Here is a 19,327-nt window from a genome sequence, read left to right on the forward strand (position 1 = left end):
CCCTCAACGGCGCATGAAGGGTGGCACATCGACGTCGTCGTCATCGCCGCCAATGCTCAACGTCGCACCATTGGTATGCAGCGGCACGCTGACCGCGTCGACCGGCTCGAACAACGTCGAGCTGAGCTTGCCCGCCTTGGCCGACTCGATCCGATGCGCGCCCCCGGTCTCCCCGGGTGCGGCGCCGGTCGCGCCCGCCACGGGCTTGCGGCCCGGTCCACTGGCGTCGAAGCCCGCTGCGATCACGGTCACCCGCACCTCGTCGCCCAGCGAATCGTCGATGACGGTTCCGAAGATGATGTTGGCGTCTGGGTGGGCGGCATCCTGTACCAATGACGCCGCCTCGTTGATCTCGAACAGGCCCAGGTCGCTGCCACCGGCAATCGACATCAGCACGCCCTGGGCGCCCTCCATCGACGCTTCCAACAGCGGCGAATTGATGGCAATTTCGGCGGCTTTGAGTGATCGACCATCGCCGCGGGCTGACCCGATGCCCATCAGTGCGGTACCGGCACCAGACATGATGCCCTTGACGTCGGCGAAGTCGACGTTGATCAGGCCTGGCGTGGTGATCAGGTCGGTGATGCCCTGCACACCGTTGAGCAGCACCTCGTCGGCGCTACGGAACGCGTCCATCAGGGATACGGCGGCGTCACCCATCTGCAGCAGCCGGTCATTGGGGATCACGATGAGGGTGTCGCAGCTTTCCCGCAAAGCCGCTATACCGTTCTCCGCCTGGTTGCTGCGGCGCTTGCCCTCGAAGGAGAACGGCCGGGTCACCACGCCTACGGTCAAAGCACCAAGCTTGCGCGCGATGCTGGCCACCACGGGCGCACCGCCGGTGCCGGTGCCACCACCTTCGCCGGCGGTGACGAACACCATGTCGGCGCCGCGTAGCAGCTCCTCGATTTCATCCTTGGCGTCTTCGGCGGCTCGGCGTCCGACCTCTGGGTCGGCACCGGCGCCGAGTCCCCGGGTCGAGTCACGGCCGACGTCGAGCTTGACATCGGCATCGCTCATCAACAACGCCTGCGCGTCGGTGTTGATCGCGATGAACTCCACGCCTTTGAGGCCCTGTTCGATCATGCGGTTGACAGCGTTGACGCCGCCACCACCGATACCAACGACCTTGATGACAGCCAAGTAGTTATGCGGGGGGGTCATCATTCGTCTTCCTCCCTGACGGGCTCAGTTCTCCTGCGGTGTGTCTGCTTGCAAAACCCTCAACCTCAACCATAGAGTTAGAGTTATGTCAAGTAGTTCCGCGTAACCAGAACCGTATGGGCACGACGGGAACTAGCCGTGCAGGCGCGCCGACGCGTCATGCGCATTTTTTTGTGCCCTACCGCTGAGCGCGGCGTCAGGTCGGGCGCCGAATGCGAATCGGGTCGGGCTCTCGCGGCGGGTTGCGGACTACTTCACGGTCGGCAGATCGGGGCTGGACACGTCGTAGGTCCGCCCTGGCTGCGTCAATAACGCCGCTAGCTTCTCCGCCTTCTCCTCGGCACGATCGGTGGTCCCCCAGATCACCACTCGCCCGTCGGTGAGCGTCAGAGTGATCGATGACACAGACGGAGCAGCGATCCGGCCCACTTGGCCGGCGACCTCGGGACGCAGCGCGGTCAATACCTCCAACGCAGCCAGCGTGGCGGGATCGGTCGGCCCCGGATCATCGACGTCGAGGTAGGGCAGCGCGGGTGGCGGCGGACCGATCGCAAAATCCACCCCGTCGCGGTCGAACAGGTGCGGGCCGTCCGGGAAATCCTTCACCACCAGCGGCACCCGCTCCACAATGGTGATCCGGAGCGCCGATGGGTATTGGCGCTGCACCCGCGCACTGGCCACCCGACGGATCGTCGCTACTCGGTCGGCGACATCTTTGGTGTTGATCTGCAGTAACGGGGTCCCGGTCGGCACACTCGCCGCGCCGAGCACTTCCTCGCGGGTCACCGTGCCGACCCCCGTGACAACGACATCGCGAGCCGACATCGCCGGGGTGAAGTAGAGCACCAGCCCCAACCCCACACCCACCACCACCAACGCCACGGTGGCCAGCAGCATTTTCAAGCCGCGAACGACGCCACGAGCGACCGGCTGAGGTTCCTTGGCGACGTGGCCGCGAGCGCGCCGCTTGGCGTCGCGCCGAGCCTCCTCGATCGCGATCGCGCGAGCCTCGGCGGCACGGCGTTCGGCGCGTTCACGACGGGCGCGACGGCGTGGTCCCTCGAATTCGTCCTGATCCTCGGCTTGGTCCGCGGCCTCCTGCGGCTCCTGAGAATCGATGGCGATCGGTACGGTGGCCGGTTCGCGCTCGTCGTCCAGGTCGTCGGCGACCACGTCGGTCGATCGGCCGTCGCTAGCTTCGGTCACTGCAACACTCCTGGCCGTCCGGGTTCACTGCGATCGGCTCGCATCCGCAGCGCGGCCACGATCTCCGGTCCGAGCAGGGTGACATCTCCGGCACCCATGGTGACAACGACGTCGCCCGGTCCCGCGGCCGCGGCCACCACCTCCGCCACCGCAGAAAAGTCACGCAGATAGCGGACCGGCACGGTGACATGCTCGGCGACACTGGCTCCGCTGATCCCAGTCAGCGGTTGCTCGCGCGCGGCGTAGACGTCGAGCACGAACACCTCATCAGCGGCATCCAGAGCGCTGCCGAACTCGGCGGCGAAAGCCTTTGTCCGGGAATATAGATGTGGCTGAAATACCACCAGTAGACGCCCGCTGCCACTTTGGCGAACCACCGAGCGGACCGCCTCCAGGGTCGCCCTGACCTCGGTCGGATGGTGCGCGTAGTCGTCGAAAACCCGCACCGATTCCGCCGTCCCGACCAGTTCGAATCGCCGACGCACCCCCTCGAAACCGGCCAGGCCGTCGAGCACCTCGCCGACCGGGGCGCCGACCTCGATCGCTGCCAGCAGCGCACCCAGGGCATTGAGCGCCATGTGCCGCCCGGGCACCGAAAGCCGCATCGAGCGTGGGTCCGCCTCGCCTGCCAGCTGGATCTGCGCAACCGCTCCGGTGCCCCGCTGTTCCCACGACACCAACGTCGCGGCCAACGCGGCCCCGGCATGTCCGGCCGATCCGTAGCGCAGCACCCGAATGCCCAGCTCGGCAGAGCGTTCGGCCAGCGCCGCCGAGCCCGGGTCATCGGCACAGACCACCAGCGCTCCGCCGGGGGCGAGTCGCTCCACGAAAGCGTCGAACACCCCGACATAAGCCTCGGTGCTGCCATAGAAGTCCAGGTGATCGGCCTCGATGTTGGTCACCACGGCGACGTGGGGGGTGTATTCCAACAGCGAGCCGTCACTTTCGTCGGCTTCGGCGACAAAGTAGTCGCCGCTGCCGTGGTGGGCGTTGGTGCCGGCCTCACCGAGTTCACCGCCCACCGCGAAGGAGGGGTCGCGGCCACAATGCTGCAACGCAACGATGACCATCGAGGTCGTGGTGGTCTTGCCGTGTGTGCCGGTCACCATCACGGTGGTGCGCCCGTCCATCAGCTTGGCCAACACAACCGGTCGCAGCATTACCGGTACGCCGCGGCGGCGGGCTTCGACCAGCTCCGGATTGGTCTTGGGGATGGCGGCGTGGGTGGTGATGACCGACGTAACACCACCCGGCAGCAAGTCCAGTGCGGACGCGTCGTGCCCGATCCGGATCAGCGCGCCGCGTGCCCGCAACGCGTGCACACCCCGCGATTCCTTGGCGTCAGAGCCCGACACCAAACCACCGCGGTCGAGCAGGATGCGGGCGATGCCCGACATCCCCGCTCCCCCGATGCCGACCATGTGCACCCGTTGCAGTTCGGGCGGCAATTGCTCGGCGGTCATCGTCGCCCTCCGACAGCTCGTCGCCGTGACGGCGCCAGACGCGCGATGTCCAATGCCGCCTGAGCCACCTGCGCCGCCGCGTCGCGGTGTCCGACCTGCGCGGCGGCCGCCGTCATCGCCGCCAGTCGCGGCGGGTCGGTGAGCAGGCCGGTCACTTCGCGAGCTACCAGCGCCGGCGTGAGATCGGCATCGGCAACCACCATGCCCCCGCCGGCGTTGACCACCGGGAGCGCATTGAGCCGCTGCTCGCCGTTGCCGATCGGCAGCGGAACGTAGATCGCCGGCAGTCCGACGGCCGATACCTCGGCTACCGTCATCGCACCGGAACGACATATCACCAGGTCAGCAGCGGCGTAGGCGAGGTCCATCCGGTCCAGATAGGGCACCGCGACGTAAGGCGGGTCATCTTGGCCGGGGGTACGTGGCGCTAGGAGCTCTAGGACGTTTTTTGGCCCGTGCGCGTGCAGCACCGAAACACCCGACGCGGCCAGCTCGGCGGCAGCGGCAGAAACCGCCTTGTTGAGTGACACCGCGCCCTGCGATCCGCCGAACACCAGCAACACCCGGGCGTCGTCGGCGAAGCCGAAGTGAGCCCGCGCTTCCGCTCGCAGAGCCATGCGGTCAAGGGCGGTGATCGCTGCCCGGACCGGCACCCCGACTACCTCGGCACCCCGTAGCCCCGAATCCGGGACCGCCGAGAGCACCCGGTCCGCGGTCCGTAGACCGACCCGGTTGGCCAGCCCTGCCCTGGCGTTGGCTTCATGAATCACGACCGGGATCCGGCGCCGTAACCCGGGGATGCCGCGGGCGGCCAGGTAAGCGGGCAGCGCGACGTAGCCACCGAATCCGATGACGACGTCGGCATCGACCAAGTCGAGCACCGCCCTGGTCTCCCGGACGGCTCGCCACACCCGGGGAGGAAGCCGGGCCAGGTCGCCGCTGGGTTTGCGCGGCAGCGGCACTGGCGTAATCAGCTCGAGGTGATAACCGCGCGCGGGCACCAACCTGGTTTCCAGACCCCGCGATGTTCCCAAAGCGGTGATTCTGACATTCGGTTCCAGGACGCTGAGCGCATCGGCCACGGCCATCGCGGGCTCCACATGGCCCGCGGTGCCGCCACCGGCGAGCACAACCGACAACGCAGGACCGTGATTTACCCCGAGCCCGCCAGCCGGCTCCCTGACCGTGTCATTCACCCGTAACGCTGACCTTCCAATGCACGAGCCCGCCCACTATGACGCTGACCGGCGTAGCGCTGCCCAGCCCCCTGCTGCCCGGACCGAGCGCCCGACCGATCTGGTCTGCGGGGCAACGCTGGCCGCAGCGGCTCCTCGGCGAGCCGAGTCGCCGCCTTGGGAGCCTTCCGCGCCGCCGCCTGCTTGGCCGGTGGCCGGGCAGCTGGTGGCTGCACGCGCTTACGGTCGCGGAACACCTCGAGGCGGGTGGGCGCATACGGCTTGGGTAGCGGGAGCCGCAGCATCCGATTCACTCTATCGTCGCGGCCCGCCCGTAACACGGCAACCGCCTCCGGCTCGTGTCGTGCCGCGTTGGCGATGATGCCGATCATCGCAAGGGTGGTGGCCGTCGATGTCCCGCCGGCCGAAATCAGCGGCAGCTGCAACCCGGTGACCGGCAACAGGCCGATCACGTAGCCGATGTTGATGAACGCCTGGCCCAACACCCACAGCGTCACGGTGGCGGTCAACAACCGCAGAAACGGATCGGCCGAGCGGCGTGCTATCCGCATTCCGGTATAGGCGAACAGCCCGAACAGGCCGAGCAGTCCCAGCGCTCCGACCAGGCCCAGCTCCTCGCCGATGATCGCGAAGATGAAGTCGTTGTGGGCGTTGGGCAGGTAGTTCCATTTGGCCACGCCCTGGCCCAGACCGTCACCGAAGATGCCGCCGTGGGCCAGCGCAAACTTCGCCTGCCGCGCCTGGTAGCCCGAGTCTTGCGGATCGTTGTCGGGGTCGAGCCAGGAGCGCACTCGGTCCGACCGATAACCCGCGGTCATCGCTAGCACCCCCGCCGAGACAACAACGGCCGCAAATGAGCTCATGAAAACGCGCAACGGCAAGCCCGCGTACCAGAGCAGGCCCAGCAAGATGATGCCCATCGATACCGTCTGCCCGAGGTCGGGCTGAGCCACGATCAGGGCCAGCGCGATCACCGCTGCCGGGACCAGCGGAATCAGCATCTCGCGCAGGGATGCCCGCTCCATGCGGCGGGTCGCCAGCAGGTGCGCACCCCAGACGGCGAATGCCATCTTGGTCAGCTCAGAGGGCTGCATCGAGAAGCCGGCCACCACGAACCATCCCCGAGAGCCGTTGGCTTCCTTGCCGATTCCCGGGATCAGCACCAGCACCAACAGCACGATGGTGAAGGCAAAGCCGGAGAACGCGATGCGCCGCAAAAAGCTCACCGACATGCGCAGACCGACGTAGCAACCGACCAGGCCTACCCCCGTCCACAGGACCTGCTTGCCGAAGATCACCCATGCCGATCCGTCGTCGTCATAGGACCGCACCCCCGAGGCCGACAGCACCATGATCAGTCCGAGGGTGGTCAGCAATGCAGCAACGGCGATGATCAGGTGAAACGACGTCATAGGCCGACCCAGCCAGGCACCGAAACGGGTGCGCGGACCCCGCTCCTCGGAGTTGGTTTGCCCCTTTGCGGCCTTGTCGCTCGCGTCAGCGGCTACCGGCTGCTCGGCAGCGGAGTCAGCCGAATCCGCTACCTCCGGGCCCGTGTCGGCCTGCAGGTCGGCATTCTCGGTATCGGTCTTGCCCCGGCGTAACAGCCGGGTCAGAGCGCTGGCCACTCCCGCCTACCGGACCGCGGCGCGCACGGCCGCCGCGAAGGCGTCGCCGCGATCGCCATAGCTGGTGAACTGGTCAAATGAGGCGCCGGCCGGTGCCAGCAGCACCGTGTCGCCAGACCTGGCCATATTGCGAGCCGCCGCCACCGCGGCACGCATCACGCGAGCGCCGAGGGAACCCCCAACATCGTCAACTTTTGTAACAGAAGCACCACACGCCTCACCCATATCAGCATCCTCGCTTGTCACAACCTGGACAACGGGGACATCGGGCGCGTGTCGTGATAACGCCTCGGCAACCTCTGCGCGATCTTGGCCGATGAGCACCGCCCCGACCAGCCGCGACGCCATCCGGGCCACCTCCGCGTCCACGGATGCGCCCTTGAGCAGTCCGCCAGCCACCCACACCACCCGTGGATAGGCCAGTACCGATGCCTCGGCAGCGTGCGGGTTGGTGGCCTTAGAGTCGTCGACGTAGGTGATGCCGTCAACGACCTCCACAACTTCGCTGCGGTGCCGGCCAACCTGAAACGAGGCGACCGCGTCGGCGATCGCATCGGCCGACACCCCGACCGCGCGAGCCAATGCGGCCGCGGCCAGGGTGTCGAGGACTCCCACCGGTCCCGGCACCGGGATAGAGGAGGCCGGCAACAGTACCAGATCGTCGGAGAAGGCCCGGTCGACGAGATGCCCGTCGCGCAGGCCCAACTCTCCGACCGCCGGCGTACCGATTCGGAAGCCGACGCGTACCGGAGCCGGCGCGGTGTCGCGCAGCGCGGCCGCGCGGCTGTCGTCGAGCCCTACCACCGCCACCCGACCGGTAAGCACCCGCGCCTTGGCTTCGGTGTAGGCCGCCATCGTGCCGTGCCAGTCGAGGTGATCTTCGGCGATGTTGAGGACCACGCCGGCCTCGGGCCGCAGCGATGGCGCCCAACGCAACTGGAAGCTCGACAACTCCACGGCCAACAGGTCCGCGGGCTCCTCGAGCACGTCCAGCACCGGGCTGCCGATGTTTCCGCACAGAACGCTGCGGTGTTGGCCGGCCACCAGCATGGCGTGCAGCATCGAGGCCGTAGTGGTCTTGCCGTTTGTCCCGGTCACCACCAGCCAGCGACGCGGCGGTCCGTAGCAGCCCGCGGCATCCAATCTCCAGGCCAGTTCCACATCGCCCCAGATGGGCACGCCGGCGGCCGCCGCCGCGGCCAGCACGGGCGTGCTCGGCTGGAAACCGGGACTGGTAACTACCAGGGCATATCTTGATTCCGGGCTGGGTTCGGGCTGCGCCAGCTGCTGCACGGCGACCGACGGGTCCACGGTGGCGACCCCGCTCTCGGCGAAGGGACGCAGCATCGCCGGACCGTCATCACACATCGTTGGTATCGCACCGAAGCGGGTCAGTGCGGCCAGCACCGCGCGGCCGGTCACCCGGGCGCCGGCGACCAGCACCGGTGCGCCCGGCACCAGCGGGTCCAGCATGTCAGGCACCGATCGCGGCCAGCCATTCACCGTAGAACAGGGCCACGCCCAGACCACAGGTGATGGCGGTGAGCAGCCAGAAACGAATGATCACCGTGGTTTCGGCCCACCCGACCAGCTCGAAGTGATGGTGGAACGGCGCCATTCGGAATACTCGGCGCCCGGTGGTGCGGAAGGTCAGGATCTGCACCACCACCGATGTGATTTCTGCGACGAACAGCGCCCCCAACACCACCGCCAGGATCTCGGTGCGGCTGGTTACCGAGAGTCCGGCGATGATGCCGCCCAGCGCGAGGGATCCGGTATCGCCCATGAAGATCTTGGCGGGAGCGGCATTCCACCACAGAAAGCCGATGCAGGCACCGGCGGTCGCGGCGGCAATGAGCGCCAGGTCCAGCGGATCACGCACGTTGTAGCAGCCCAGCCCGGGTGCCGTGACACAGGCGTTGTGGTCTTGCCAGAAGGTGATCAACACGTAGGCGCCGGTGACCATCGCCATGCACCCAGCAGCCAGCCCATCGAGCCCGTCGGTGAAGTTGACCGCATTCGACCAGGCGCTGACAACGAGCACACAGAACAGCACGAACAACGCCGGCGTCAAGGTGACGGTGGCGATCTCGCGCACATAGGACAGTTCGGCGCTGGCCGGCGCCAACCCGGCCGGATTGCGGAACTGCAACACCAGCACCGCGAACAGCACGGCGGAGGTGATCTGCCCCACCGTCTTGGCCGTCTTGTTCAGCCCCAGGTTGCGCGACCTGCGGAGTTTGATCATGTCGTCGAGGAATCCGACGCCGCCCAGCGATGTCGCCAGGCCCAGCACCAGCAGACCCGATGCGGTGATTCCTTCGCCGTCAAAAGCCAGGCCGGCGAGGTGGGTGCCGAAGTAGCCCGCCCAGATGCCGGCCAGAATCGCGACTCCACCCATCGACGGTGTTCCGCGTTTGCTGTGGTGGCTCGGTGGGCCGTCCTCACGGATCTGGTGACCAAATCCCTGCTTGGTGAACAGCCGGATCAAGGCCGGTGTCAGCAGGATGGAAACCGCCACCGCGATGGCGACGGCGATCATGATCTGTCTCATGAGTGCGCACTCCCGCGGTCTTGACAGCCTGCGTCTGCGCAAGCCAGCGCGTCGGCCAGCTCACCCAGGCCGGCCGAGTTCGAGGCCTTGATCAGGACGACATCTCCGGGTTGGATCTCCGCGCGCAACACTGCCAGGGCAGCGTCGCGGTCCGGGACGCTGACCGCCTCCGTGCCCCACGAACCCTCCATGACCGCTCCGTGGTACATGGCGCTCATCGACCTCCCAGTTCCCACGACAACGAGTCGAGACACATCTAAGCGCACGGCGAGCCTGCCGATGTGATCGTGCTCGGTTATCGCGTCCGCGCCGAGCTCAGCCATCTCGCCCAGCACTGCCCAACTGCGCCGACTTTGAGGCCGGACACCAGGCTGACTCGCGGCGGTCGACTCCGCCTCACCGCGGGCGATCCACGCCAGCGCCTGCAGCCCGGCGCGCATGGAATCCGGGTTGGCGTTGTAGGCGTCATCGATCACCGTCACCCCGTCCGGCCGGGTGCTCACCTGCATCCGGTGCCGCGACACGGGCCCCGCCTCGGCGAGTGCGGCCGCCACCTGCGACACGCTCGCGCCGCATTCGAGGGCCACCGCGCCGGCGCACAACGCGTCGGAGACCTGGTGGTCCCCGTACACCCCGAGTCGTACCTGGGCCGCGGCGTCACCGGCGTGCATGGTGAACTGCGGCCGGGCCAGCCGATCCAGCGAGACCGGTCCCGCCCAGACATCACCGGGACCGGCCCAGCCGGCTCCGGTGGCGGTGGCTCTACCCACCCGAACCACCCGGGCGGCAGTCACCTCGGCCATGGCCGCCACAGCCGGGTCATCCGCGTTGAGGATGACCACCCCGGATGCCGGGACGGCTTGCGGCAGCTCAGATTTGGTTTGGGCAATGATCTCGCGTGAACCGAACTCCCCCAGGTGTGCGGTGCCGACGTTGAGCACCACCCCAATGGCCGGTGGTGCCACCCGTGCCAGCGCGGCGATATTGCCGGGATGGCGTGCCGACATCTCCAGAATCAGGTAGTCGGTGCTGCGGGTGGCACGCAGCACGGTCCAGGGATGCCCGAGTTCGTTGTTGAAGGACCCGGGTGGTGCGACGACCTCGCCCAAAGGTTTGAGCACCGCGGCCACCAGATCCTTGGTCGATGTCTTGCCCGACGACCCGGTGATCCCGATGATGGTCAGTCCGCCGGCCACCAGCTCCGCGGCCACCGCCTTGGCCAACTTGGCCAGGGCGGCCAGCACGGCCGCACCCGACCCGTCGGCGTCGTGCTCGAGCACCCCGGTCAACGCGTCGGCGGTCGAGTCCGGTTCGGGTGAAACCACGATCGCCGGGACCCCGACGGGGCGGGCGGCGAGCACGGCGACGGCACCGGCCGCGACCGCCGCCGCCGCGTGATCGTGTCCGTCGGCACGCGCGCCGGGCAGAGCCAGAAACAATCCGCCCGGACCGACCGCCCGCGAATCGAACTCCACGGTCCCGGTGACCCGCCGTTGCTCACCCTCTTGCGGCGAGATGTCGACCAGCGTCCCCCCGACAATCTCGGCGATCTCGGCGACGGTGTAGTCGATCATGTGCAGGACTCCAGCGCCTCTAAGGCTCGGGCCAGCTCCACCCGGTCGTCGAACGGACGCACTTCTGCGCCGCCACGCTGCCCGGTTTCATGCCCCTTACCCGCAATCAGCACCACGTCACCGGTGCGCGCCCAGTCGACCGCGTAGCCAATCGCCTCACCTCGGTCGGCAATCTCAACCACCTGCGCCGCCCCGCCGCTTTCGGCCGCCCCGGCCACAATCGTGCGTCGAATTGCCCCGGGATCCTCACCACGAGGATTGTCGTCGGTCACAACGACCAAATCGGCCAGCTCCGCGGCGATGCGCCCCATCGGTCCACGCTTGCCAGGGTCACGATCACCGCCTGCCCCGAAGACCACCGCCAGCCGGCGCTGCGGATTCCGCAGGGTGCTCAGCACCTCCCGCAGCGCGCCGGGTTTGTGCGCGTAGTCCACCAGCGCCAGGAAGTCCTGACCGCGGTCCACCTGTTCCAGGCGCCCAGGCACCCGGGTTTCCCGCAACCCTGGCGCAGCCTGCTCCGGCGAGACCCCGACAGCATCCAGAATCGCCAGCGCCAGTAGGCAATTGGACACGTTGTAGTGTCCGGGCAACCCAATGCGCACCCGATGCCCCACGCCGGCAGGATCGAGCGCGGTGAATTCTTGCCCTCCGGCCCCCACCGGGGCCACATCGGTTGCGCGCCAGTGCGCCGGCTGACCTGTGGCGCTGACGGTGATGGCGACACCGGCTCTATCGGCCATCGCACGACCGGCCTCGTCATCAATGCAAACGACCACGCTGTGGCCACGCAGCGCCGAGGCAGGATCGAACAGCAATGCCTTGGCTTCGAAGTAGTCAGCCATCGTGGGGTGAAAATCGAGATGATCGCGCGACAGATTGGTGAAGCCGCCGACCGCGAACCGGATGCCATCCACCCGGCCCAGGGTCAGCGCGTGACTGGACACCTCCATTACCACCGTGTCCACCCCGCGTTCGACCATCGCCGCCAGCATTGCCTGCAGGGCGGGCGCTTCGGGGGTGGTCAGGGTGCTGGGTATGTCGGCGCCATCGATGCGGATGCCGATGGTGCCGATCAGGCCGGCGACCCGCCCGGCGGCCCGTAAACCGGCCTCCACCAGATAGGTCGTGGTGGTCTTACCCGACGTTCCGGTGATACCGACAACGGTCAGCCGGTCGGACGGGTGTCCGTACACCAGCGCGGCGGCCTCACCCAGTACGCCGCGGGGCGCGGGATGGACGAGTACCGGCACGGTGCCGAGCACACAACCCAGCGCGGATATCGCCGTCACCCCGGCAGGGTCGGTGAGCACCGCGACGGCACCGCGCTCGATCGCGTCGGCGGCATGGCGTGCCCCGTGGGTGGCAGATCCTGCCAGCGCCGCGAACAGATCGCCTGGCTGCACCGCCTGAGCGCGCAGCGTCATGCCCGTGATCAGCGTGTCCGGGACGGCCGCGGCTCGATGTGGGCCATCGGCGAGCACCGCTCCGACTTGAACTGCCAGCTCAGCCAGCGGCACACCTGGGCCGGCGCTGGGGCGCAACACCGACTCCACCTCGCCCACCACCTCCGTCCGACGGCCGACACCGGGAGAAACCGGTCGGCCATGACACCCTACCCAGTCGCGCCCGGTAACGACGCGGTGCCGTACCCACCCGGCGCCGCGCCGGCTGCACAACTCTGGGTTGACCCGCAGTGACAGCCCAGCTCACAGCGGACATCTGGCCCGCCGTTCCCGACCGCCGGAGCCCGAGCCTAGGTCAAGCACCGCGACGAACAGCTCGTGATCGGCCGCAACCCGGCGGGGCGGGGCCGACAATCGCGCTCACGCCGGTTCCTGGGCGCTACCTACTGAGGCGCACGACACCCCGATAAACAGCGGCTAGGCCACATGAAAGCCGACCAGCAGCAGACGGCGGCGGCGCAATCAGCACCGGCAAGCCGCCGACAGGCACATCAGCGCACGTCAGCCCTGGGCGCCGGGCGAGCCGAATAGTCGACCGCCTCGCCCGCCGAAACCGCCGGTCGCTGGCGGTAGGCCGAACCCGCCGGTTCCGCCGGCCCCGCCGTTACCGAGCCAATCGGCGTTGCCACCGTCGCCGCCCAGCCCGCCAGCCGCGCTGCCGTCCCCACCGTCGCCGCCGGCCCCGCCATCACCCATCATCCCGGCTGCTCCGCCGCCACCACCGTTGCCGCCGGCACCGCTAGCGCCGGTCCCGCCAGCCCCTCCGGACCCGTCATTGCCGTACAACGACCCGCCATTCCCGCCGGCACCGGCATGTGCACCGAGTCCGCCGGACCCGCCGGCGCCGCCGGACCCGCCGTTACCGATCCAATCGGCGCTGGCACCGTTGCCGCCCAGGCCACCAGCGCCAGTACCGTCCCCTCCGTTGCCGCCCGCCCCGCCGGCCCCGCCATCGCCGATCAACCCGGCTGCCCCGCCGCCGCCACCTTTTCCGCCGATGCCGCCGCCGCTGTTGATGAGACTATGCCCGCCGGTTCCACCGATCCCACCGCTTCCACCACTGCCAAACAGTCTCGCCGCTCCCCCGGTTCCGCCGACACCGCCCACACCACCGACGCCGGCGTTTCCACCACCGGTTCCGCCGGCCCCACCGGCTCCACCATCGCCGATCAGCCCACTGGTACCGCCGGCCCCTCCGTTCCCGCCGATACCGCCAGCACCGCCGATGCCTCCGCCGCTGTAGATCTGGATGCCCCCGGTGCCGCCGATCCCACCGGCCCCGCCGTCGCCGGACAACAACCCGCCGTTTCCGCCGGCCCCGCCGTTTCCGCCGGTCCCGCCGTCCCCGATTACTGTTGCGGTACCGCCGAAGCCACCGTCGCCGCCGGCCCCGCCATTGCCCCACAGCCCGGCGTTTCCCCCGTACCCTCCGGCAGCGCCGTTCGGCGTGGCCTGAGCCGTAACGAATTTATTATTTGCCCCGGCGTCGCCACCGCCGCCGCCATTGCCGAAAAGCAGCCCACCATGCCCGCCGTTACCGCCGGCCCCTCGAGTGCCCCCAGTCGAGAGAAATTCTGATCGTAATCATAGGTAGCGCCGCCGTTGCCGCCGGCTCCGCCGTCACCCCACAGCCCGGCGTTGCCACCCGCACCACCAACCCCGCCCGCTGTGTAGTCCCCAGCGGCGGCCCCGCCTAGCCCGCCGGCCCCACCGTTGCCGTAGAGCCATCCACCGTTGCCCCCGGCACCCCCAGCTCCTCCGGCCCAGCCACTGCCTCCAGCCCCGCCATTGCCGATCAACCCCGCCGCGCCCCCGTTACCACCTGCCTCAGCGGTGGCGCCGCTGGTGTAGCTGTAGCCGGCCCCACCATTGCCGTACAACAACCCCCCAGCCCCACCATTAGGGCTGGCCGCGGTTCCCGCCGCCCCATCACCGATCAGTGGGCGCCCCAACAACGCTTGCGCGGGCGCATTGACCACCCCCAACACACCCTGCTCAACACCCTGCAACGGCGATAAGTTGGCCACCTCCGCGGCCGCATACGCGCCCCCCGCATTGGTCAACGCCTGCAAAAACTGGGCATGAAACGCATTCGCCTGAGCGCTGAGCGTCTGATAAGCCTGTCCATGACCGGAAAACAACGCCGCCATCGCCACCGACACCTCATCAGCACCCGCTGCCAACACCCCGGCCGTCGGGGCCGCCACCGACATATTGGCCGCCTGCAGGCTCGACCCGATCACCCCAACATCCGACGCAGCCGCGGCCAGTGCCTCCTGAGTTACCGACACGAACGACATCGCTAAATCCCCTCACGCAAGTCCGATGCCGGTTAGCGGGCGACCCGGATGGACAGGTCGACCGAGTTCTGACATCACGCAATTCCCGATTACCAGAACTTTACATTCAATGCCGAATGTAAACCGCAGTTTCAGATATTTGGCTGATTCCAGTGAGGCATGGCGGCCAGCATTCTCCCTAGCGGTCGCGACACGAGCCGGCGCACCTAGGCGTTGCACTGGTTCAGTGGTGGGTCTCGGCAGCAGGTTCCTAGGTGGCCTGCAGCAGCAGGGGCGGCCCCGGGTCCGCGGACAGCGGCACGTTCTCGCGCTGCATCAGCCACGCAGCGATGTTGTGGAACAGCGGCGCCGACGAGTGACCGGCGGTTCCATCGGAGTTGCGTTCCGGGTTGTCCAGCATCAGGCCGATGACGTAGCGAGGATTGTCGACGGTGGCCAGTCCCGCGAAGGTGATCCAGTACACGTTGTCGAAATAGCAGCCACATGCCGGGTTGATCTGCTGCGCGGTTCCGGTCTTGCCCGCCATCTGGTAGCCCGGCACCGCGGCGGCGGTTCCGGTGCCCTGCTGATAGCCCATCGGGTCGCGCTGGACGACCGCGCGCAGCATCTCGCGCACGGTTTGAGCGGTCTGCGCCGACACCACCCTGATGCCCTCGGGCCGTGGCTCTTCGGTACGCGTTCCGTCGGCGGCGATGGTCGCCTTGATGATCCGCGGCGGTATCCGCACCCCGTCGTTGGCAATCGCCTGGTACATGCCGGCCATTTGCAGCAGTGTCATCGAAAGCCCTTGGCCGATCGGCAGGTTCGCGAACGTGCTGCCCGACCACTGGTCGAGCGGCGGCACCAGGCCGGCGCTTTCGCCGGGCAATCCGACACCGGTGCGCTGGCCCAGACCGAACTTGCCGACCATGTCGTAAAAACGTTCCGGGCCGACCCGCTGCGCGAGCATCAGGGTGCCCACGTTCGAAGACTTCCCGAACACCCCGGTCGTGGTGTAGGGCATGACACCGTGGCCCCAGGCGTCGTGCACGGTAACGCCGCCCATTTGGATCGTGCCGGGCACCTGTAGCACTTCGTCGGGGGTGCTCAGCCCGTACTCGATGACCGAGGCCGCGGCGATGATCTTGTTTACCGAACCCGGCTCAAAAGGCGATGACACCACCAGATTGCCGAGTTGGCGGTCGCCCTGGCGGCCGATGTCTTGAGACGGGTCGAAGGTGTTGTCGTTGGCCATGGCAAGGACTTCGCCGGTCTGGGCGTCCAGGACCACCGCCGAGGCGTTGCGGGCTCCGGACAAGTTCTTCGCCTGCTGCACCTGTTGCTGCACGTAGAACTGGATGTCGTTGTCCAGGGTCAGCTGGACGGTGGACCCGTGCACCGCTTTGTGCCGGTTGCGATAGCTGCCGGGGATGACGACGCCGTCCGATCCCCGGTCGTAGGTCACCGACCCGTCGGTGCCGGCCAGCACCGCGTCAAGCGAGTCCTCCAGGCCGAGCAAACCATGGCCGTCCCAGTCGATGCCGCCCACGATATTGGCCGCCAACGATCCACCCGGGTATTGGCGCAGATCCTGGCGCTCCGAACCGACTTCGGGATACTTGTCGGTGATCGCGCTGGCGATAACCGGATCGACGGCGCGTGCCAGGTACACGAACGACTCGTTGCTCTGCAGCTTCTTGAGCAGGGTGGGCGCATCGGGCTTGTTGTTCAGCTTGCCCGCAACGTCCTTCGCGATGTCCTTCAGCCGCTGCTGGGGGTCGGGCGCAGCCGGAGACTTCAGCTTGGCCTCCTCCAGCTGCTTGCGAATCCGCTTCGGCTGGAATGTCAGCGCACGTGCCTCGATGGTGAAGGCGAGCCGATCGTTGTGCCGGTCGACGATGGAGCCGCGCAACGCGGCTTCGACGTCGGTGACCTTCAGCTGACCAGCCGCCTGCGCACGCAGGTCCTCGGCATTTGATACCTGCAGAACGAACAGCTGGGTCGCCGCCACCAGCATCAGCACCAAGATCACCGCGTTTCCGGCTCGGTGCCGAAACACGAATGAAGCACCGCGGCTGGCAACTTCCACCGCCTGGCGGGTGCGCCGCTCCCGTGCCGACCGGCCGGGCGGGGCGACCTCAGTGCGCGCCGCCGGACGGGTCTTCTTGGCCTGTTTGGCTTGGGGCAGTCGCTTCGGTTCACGAACCTGCTTGGGCGAGCGGTCGGCCCGCGTCTTACCGGACGACCTGGGCTGGCGCGGTTCGTGGGCGCTATGCGCCTTGCCCGAGACCCGCCGTGACCGCGAGGACTGCGACGGACGAGCCTGCCGCGATTCGCCGCGGCTCACCGTGACACCCCTGGCGCCGCAGCAGCGGCTGGACCGGGCTGTATACCGCTAGCCGGAGCCGGAAGCGCTGGCACCGGCGCCGGTACCGCCGCCTGAGGAGCCACCGGAAGCCCGGCCGTCCCCGGCACCGGCGCAGCCAGGGGGGTCTGCGGGGCCACGGGGACGACCGCGACGGGCGGCGCCGTGACCGCTGGCACCGGGACCGGCACCTCAGCGGGCACCTGAGCGGGCACTGGTGCGGGCAACACGACCGGAGCCGGGGGAACTTGGACCGCCCCGGCCGCCGGTCCTGGCAACTGGCCCGGCCCGGTGACCGGACCCGCAACGCCAGGCAACTGGCCGGGAAGCGGCACCGGCCCCGGCGCCCCGGGTACCTGCCCCGGAATCTCGATCGGGGGCTGGCCCGGTAGGTGGTTGGTGCCGGCGCCAAGGGTCGACGAACCGTCTGGAGTGCGCGGCAACAGTTGCGGTCCCGTTCTGGGTAGCAACGCCGGATCGTCGGGACCCGGCATCACCCGCACCGGAACCTCGGGCGGCAACGCGGCCGGCTTCGGAGGCGCCGGAGGACCTTCTTCGGGCAGCTTGCTGTTCAGCGGTGGCGGGGGTACACCATCAGCCGGCTTCGGGGTACCCACCACCACCCAGTTTCCGTCCGGAGCCTGAACCAGATGGGCGGTGTCCCGGGTGGGGATCATGCCCTGTTTGCGGGCCGCTTCGGCCAACGCGGGCGCGGATTCCGCCTCGCGCACATCGCGTTCCAGCGATTCCTTCTGCTGCTGCAGCATCCGGGTTCGCTCCCGAGCATGGCTGAGCTGATACGAACGCTCGGCCGCGTCGGTGGACAGCCACAAGGTGAGCCCCAGCCCCACCCCGAGCGAGCCGATCACCAACACCACAAACGGAACCCTGCTGAGCAGTGCGTGGGGACGCAGGTCCATCGAGGCCAGCCGGACCGCCATCCGCTCCGTCAGCTTGGGCCGGACGACCTTGGGCGCCTTGGCTTTCCGAGCCTTGGCCCGCGCTTTGGCTTGCCCGGTGTTCTTCGGCCGCGCCGGGCGCTCCGCGGGCCGCGGCATGGGTGTGGTCTGCGGTCCCGACATCGGGATCCGCGCCTCCCGGTTGGGCGCCTTCTTCTTTCCGGCCCGACCACGGCGCGACGCGTCAGCCGGTGTGCGCCTGGTGGTACGGGCGACCGAACCGTCGCGTCCGCCGCCACGATCGCCGCTTTGGCTTTTTCCAGGCACCCGAGCCTCGCGCTTCGCCTTCATGACTCGCCCTTCCCGGTTCCTTGTCGCGGTAGTGCCTCGAGCTCAAGCCGTTGCAACGCCCGCAATCGCACGGGCGCGCTGCGCGGGTTGTGTTCCACCTCGGCCGCATCCGCGCGTTCGGCGCCGTGGGTCAACGAGCGGAATCGCGGCCCATGGCCGGGAAGTTCAACCGGAAGGTCCACCGGTGTGCGCGAGGCGACCGCGTCGGCGAACACCCGCTTGACGATCCGGTCCTCCAGAGATTGGTAGGCCATGACGACAATCCGCCCGCCAACAGCAAGCGCGTCCATTGCGGCGGGGACGGCACTACGCAAGGAGCCCAGCTCGTCGTTGACCGCAATTCGCAGCGCCTGGAACGTGCGCTTGGCCGGATGTCCGCCGGTACGCCGCGCCGCAGCCGGAATCGCCTCGTAGAGAAGAGCAACGAGTTCCGCGGTGGTGGTGAACGGCCTGTCGGCGCGCCTGCGGATGATGCGGGCCGCGATGCGGCGCGCGAACCGCTCCTCGCCGTAGCGGTGCAGGATATCGGCCAGTGCCGCCTCGTCGTAGGTATTGATGATGTCGGCCGCCGACAGCGCTGACTGCGGATTCATTCGCATGTCCAGCGGGGCGTCCTTGGAATAGGCGAAGCCTCGTTCGGCCTGGTCGAGCTGCATCGACGAGACGCCCAGGTCGAATAGCGCGCCGTCGATCGATTGCGCTGCGCCATAACCCAGTTCGATCAACGCCGGGGCCAGACCATCGTAGCGCGTGTGCACCAGCGTGACCCGGTCGGCGAAGCGCGCCAATCGAGTCCGGACGATCTCGAGGGCACTGGGATCACGGTCGAGCCCGATCAGTCGCAAACCCGGCAGCTCCGTCAAGAACCGCTCCGCGTGTCCACCCGCGCCGATAGTGGCGTCGACCAGAACCGCCTCCGACCCGTCCGCGTGGTGGCGAGTCAGCGCGGGCCTGAGCAGTTCGACGCAGCGTTGCGCCAGCACGGGCACATGGTGGAAGTCATTGAAGCCGGGTTCCGTCGGGCCGTCAGCCACCGCGACACCTCCCCTGGTTGGGGCCGGGCAATCCTCGCCTACCAGGCGCAATGCCCCTGCGCCGAGGTCCCTGTCCGAAGGCACGAACCTGGCGTTGGGGAAGTACGCCAGGGTCGGTTCGGGCAGAGACCACGGTGCACGGACATGCACC

The 19,327-nt window shown here is 68.3% G+C and carries 12 protein-coding genes and 1 pseudogene; all 13 read right to left on the reverse strand.

What is annotated here, in order from left to right:
• Nucleotides 1-3 precede the first annotated feature (3 nt).
• The 13 genes and pseudogenes from ftsZ to rsmH all read right to left on the reverse strand — a co-directional run bounded on the left by ftsZ (nt 4) and on the right by rsmH (nt 19,326).
• Nucleotides 4-1,164 carry a cell division protein FtsZ gene (gene ftsZ / locus SHTP_RS13700; RefSeq protein WP_012394856.1) on the reverse strand — a complete coding sequence of 387 codons (1,161 nt, stop codon included), beginning with the start codon at nt 1,162-1,164 and terminating at the stop codon, nt 4-6.
• 249 nt (nt 1,165-1,413) lie between these two features.
• Nucleotides 1,414-2,370, reverse strand: coding sequence for a cell division protein FtsQ/DivIB (locus SHTP_RS13705; protein ID WP_096370885.1), 957 nt, complete (start codon nt 2,368-2,370; stop codon nt 1,414-1,416).
• Nucleotides 2,367-3,833 carry a UDP-N-acetylmuramate--L-alanine ligase gene (gene murC, locus SHTP_RS13710; protein WP_020725597.1) on the reverse strand — a complete coding sequence of 489 codons (1,467 nt, stop codon included), beginning with the start codon at nt 3,831-3,833 and terminating at the stop codon, nt 2,367-2,369. Before murC ends, SHTP_RS13705 begins: the two co-directional genes overlap by 4 nt.
• A complete protein-coding gene (murG, locus tag SHTP_RS13715) occupies nt 3,830-5,029 on the reverse strand; it encodes an undecaprenyldiphospho-muramoylpentapeptide beta-N-acetylglucosaminyltransferase (RefSeq protein ID WP_015356133.1) in 1,200 nt (399 codons plus the stop codon). Before murG ends, murC begins: the two co-directional genes overlap by 4 nt.
• Nucleotides 5,026-6,657 (reverse strand): putative lipid II flippase FtsW, encoded by a 1,632-nt coding sequence (gene ftsW / locus SHTP_RS13720; protein WP_096370886.1) that lies wholly within the window; start codon nt 6,655-6,657, stop codon nt 5,026-5,028. The genes murG and ftsW overlap by 4 nt, the downstream gene beginning before the upstream one ends.
• Before the next feature lie 6 nt (nt 6,658-6,663).
• On the reverse strand, nt 6,664-8,130 hold the full coding sequence (gene murD / locus SHTP_RS13725) for a UDP-N-acetylmuramoyl-L-alanine--D-glutamate ligase (RefSeq protein WP_096370887.1): 1,467 nt from the start codon (nt 8,128-8,130) through the stop codon (nt 6,664-6,666).
• A 1-nt stretch (nt 8,131) separates the two neighbouring features.
• On the reverse strand, nt 8,132-9,211 hold the full coding sequence (mraY, locus tag SHTP_RS13730) for a phospho-N-acetylmuramoyl-pentapeptide-transferase (RefSeq protein WP_096370888.1): 1,080 nt from the start codon (nt 9,209-9,211) through the stop codon (nt 8,132-8,134).
• Entirely contained in the window at nt 9,208-10,785 is a 1,578-nt protein-coding gene (locus SHTP_RS13735) for a UDP-N-acetylmuramoyl-tripeptide--D-alanyl-D-alanine ligase (RefSeq protein ID WP_096370889.1), read from the reverse strand. Before SHTP_RS13735 ends, mraY begins: the two co-directional genes overlap by 4 nt.
• A complete protein-coding gene (locus SHTP_RS13740; RefSeq protein WP_096370890.1) occupies nt 10,782-12,350 on the reverse strand; it encodes a UDP-N-acetylmuramoyl-L-alanyl-D-glutamate--2,6-diaminopimelate ligase in 1,569 nt (522 codons plus the stop codon). The genes SHTP_RS13735 and SHTP_RS13740 overlap by 4 nt, the downstream gene beginning before the upstream one ends.
• 399 nt (nt 12,351-12,749) lie before the next feature.
• Nucleotides 12,750-14,548, reverse strand: a pseudogene (locus tag SHTP_RS29815) (PE family protein).
• 250 nt (nt 14,549-14,798) lie between these two features.
• Entirely contained in the window at nt 14,799-16,874 is a 2,076-nt protein-coding gene (locus SHTP_RS13750; RefSeq protein WP_020725603.1) for a peptidoglycan D,D-transpeptidase FtsI family protein, read from the reverse strand.
• Nucleotides 16,871-18,142: a cell division protein FtsL gene (ftsL, locus tag SHTP_RS13755; RefSeq protein WP_096370891.1), complete on the reverse strand. Its 1,272-nt coding sequence runs from the start codon at nt 18,140-18,142 to the stop codon at nt 16,871-16,873. Before ftsL ends, SHTP_RS13750 begins: the two co-directional genes overlap by 4 nt.
• Nucleotides 18,139-19,326 (reverse strand): 16S rRNA (cytosine(1402)-N(4))-methyltransferase RsmH, encoded by a 1,188-nt coding sequence (gene rsmH / locus SHTP_RS13760; RefSeq protein WP_096370892.1) that lies wholly within the window; start codon nt 19,324-19,326, stop codon nt 18,139-18,141. Before rsmH ends, ftsL begins: the two co-directional genes overlap by 4 nt.
• Nucleotide 19,327 lies beyond the last annotated feature (1 nt).

Origin of the sequence: Mycobacterium ulcerans subsp. shinshuense (assembly GCF_002355775.1) — a bacterium.
Classification (GTDB): Bacteria; Actinomycetota; Actinomycetes; order Mycobacteriales; family Mycobacteriaceae; genus Mycobacterium; species Mycobacterium marinum.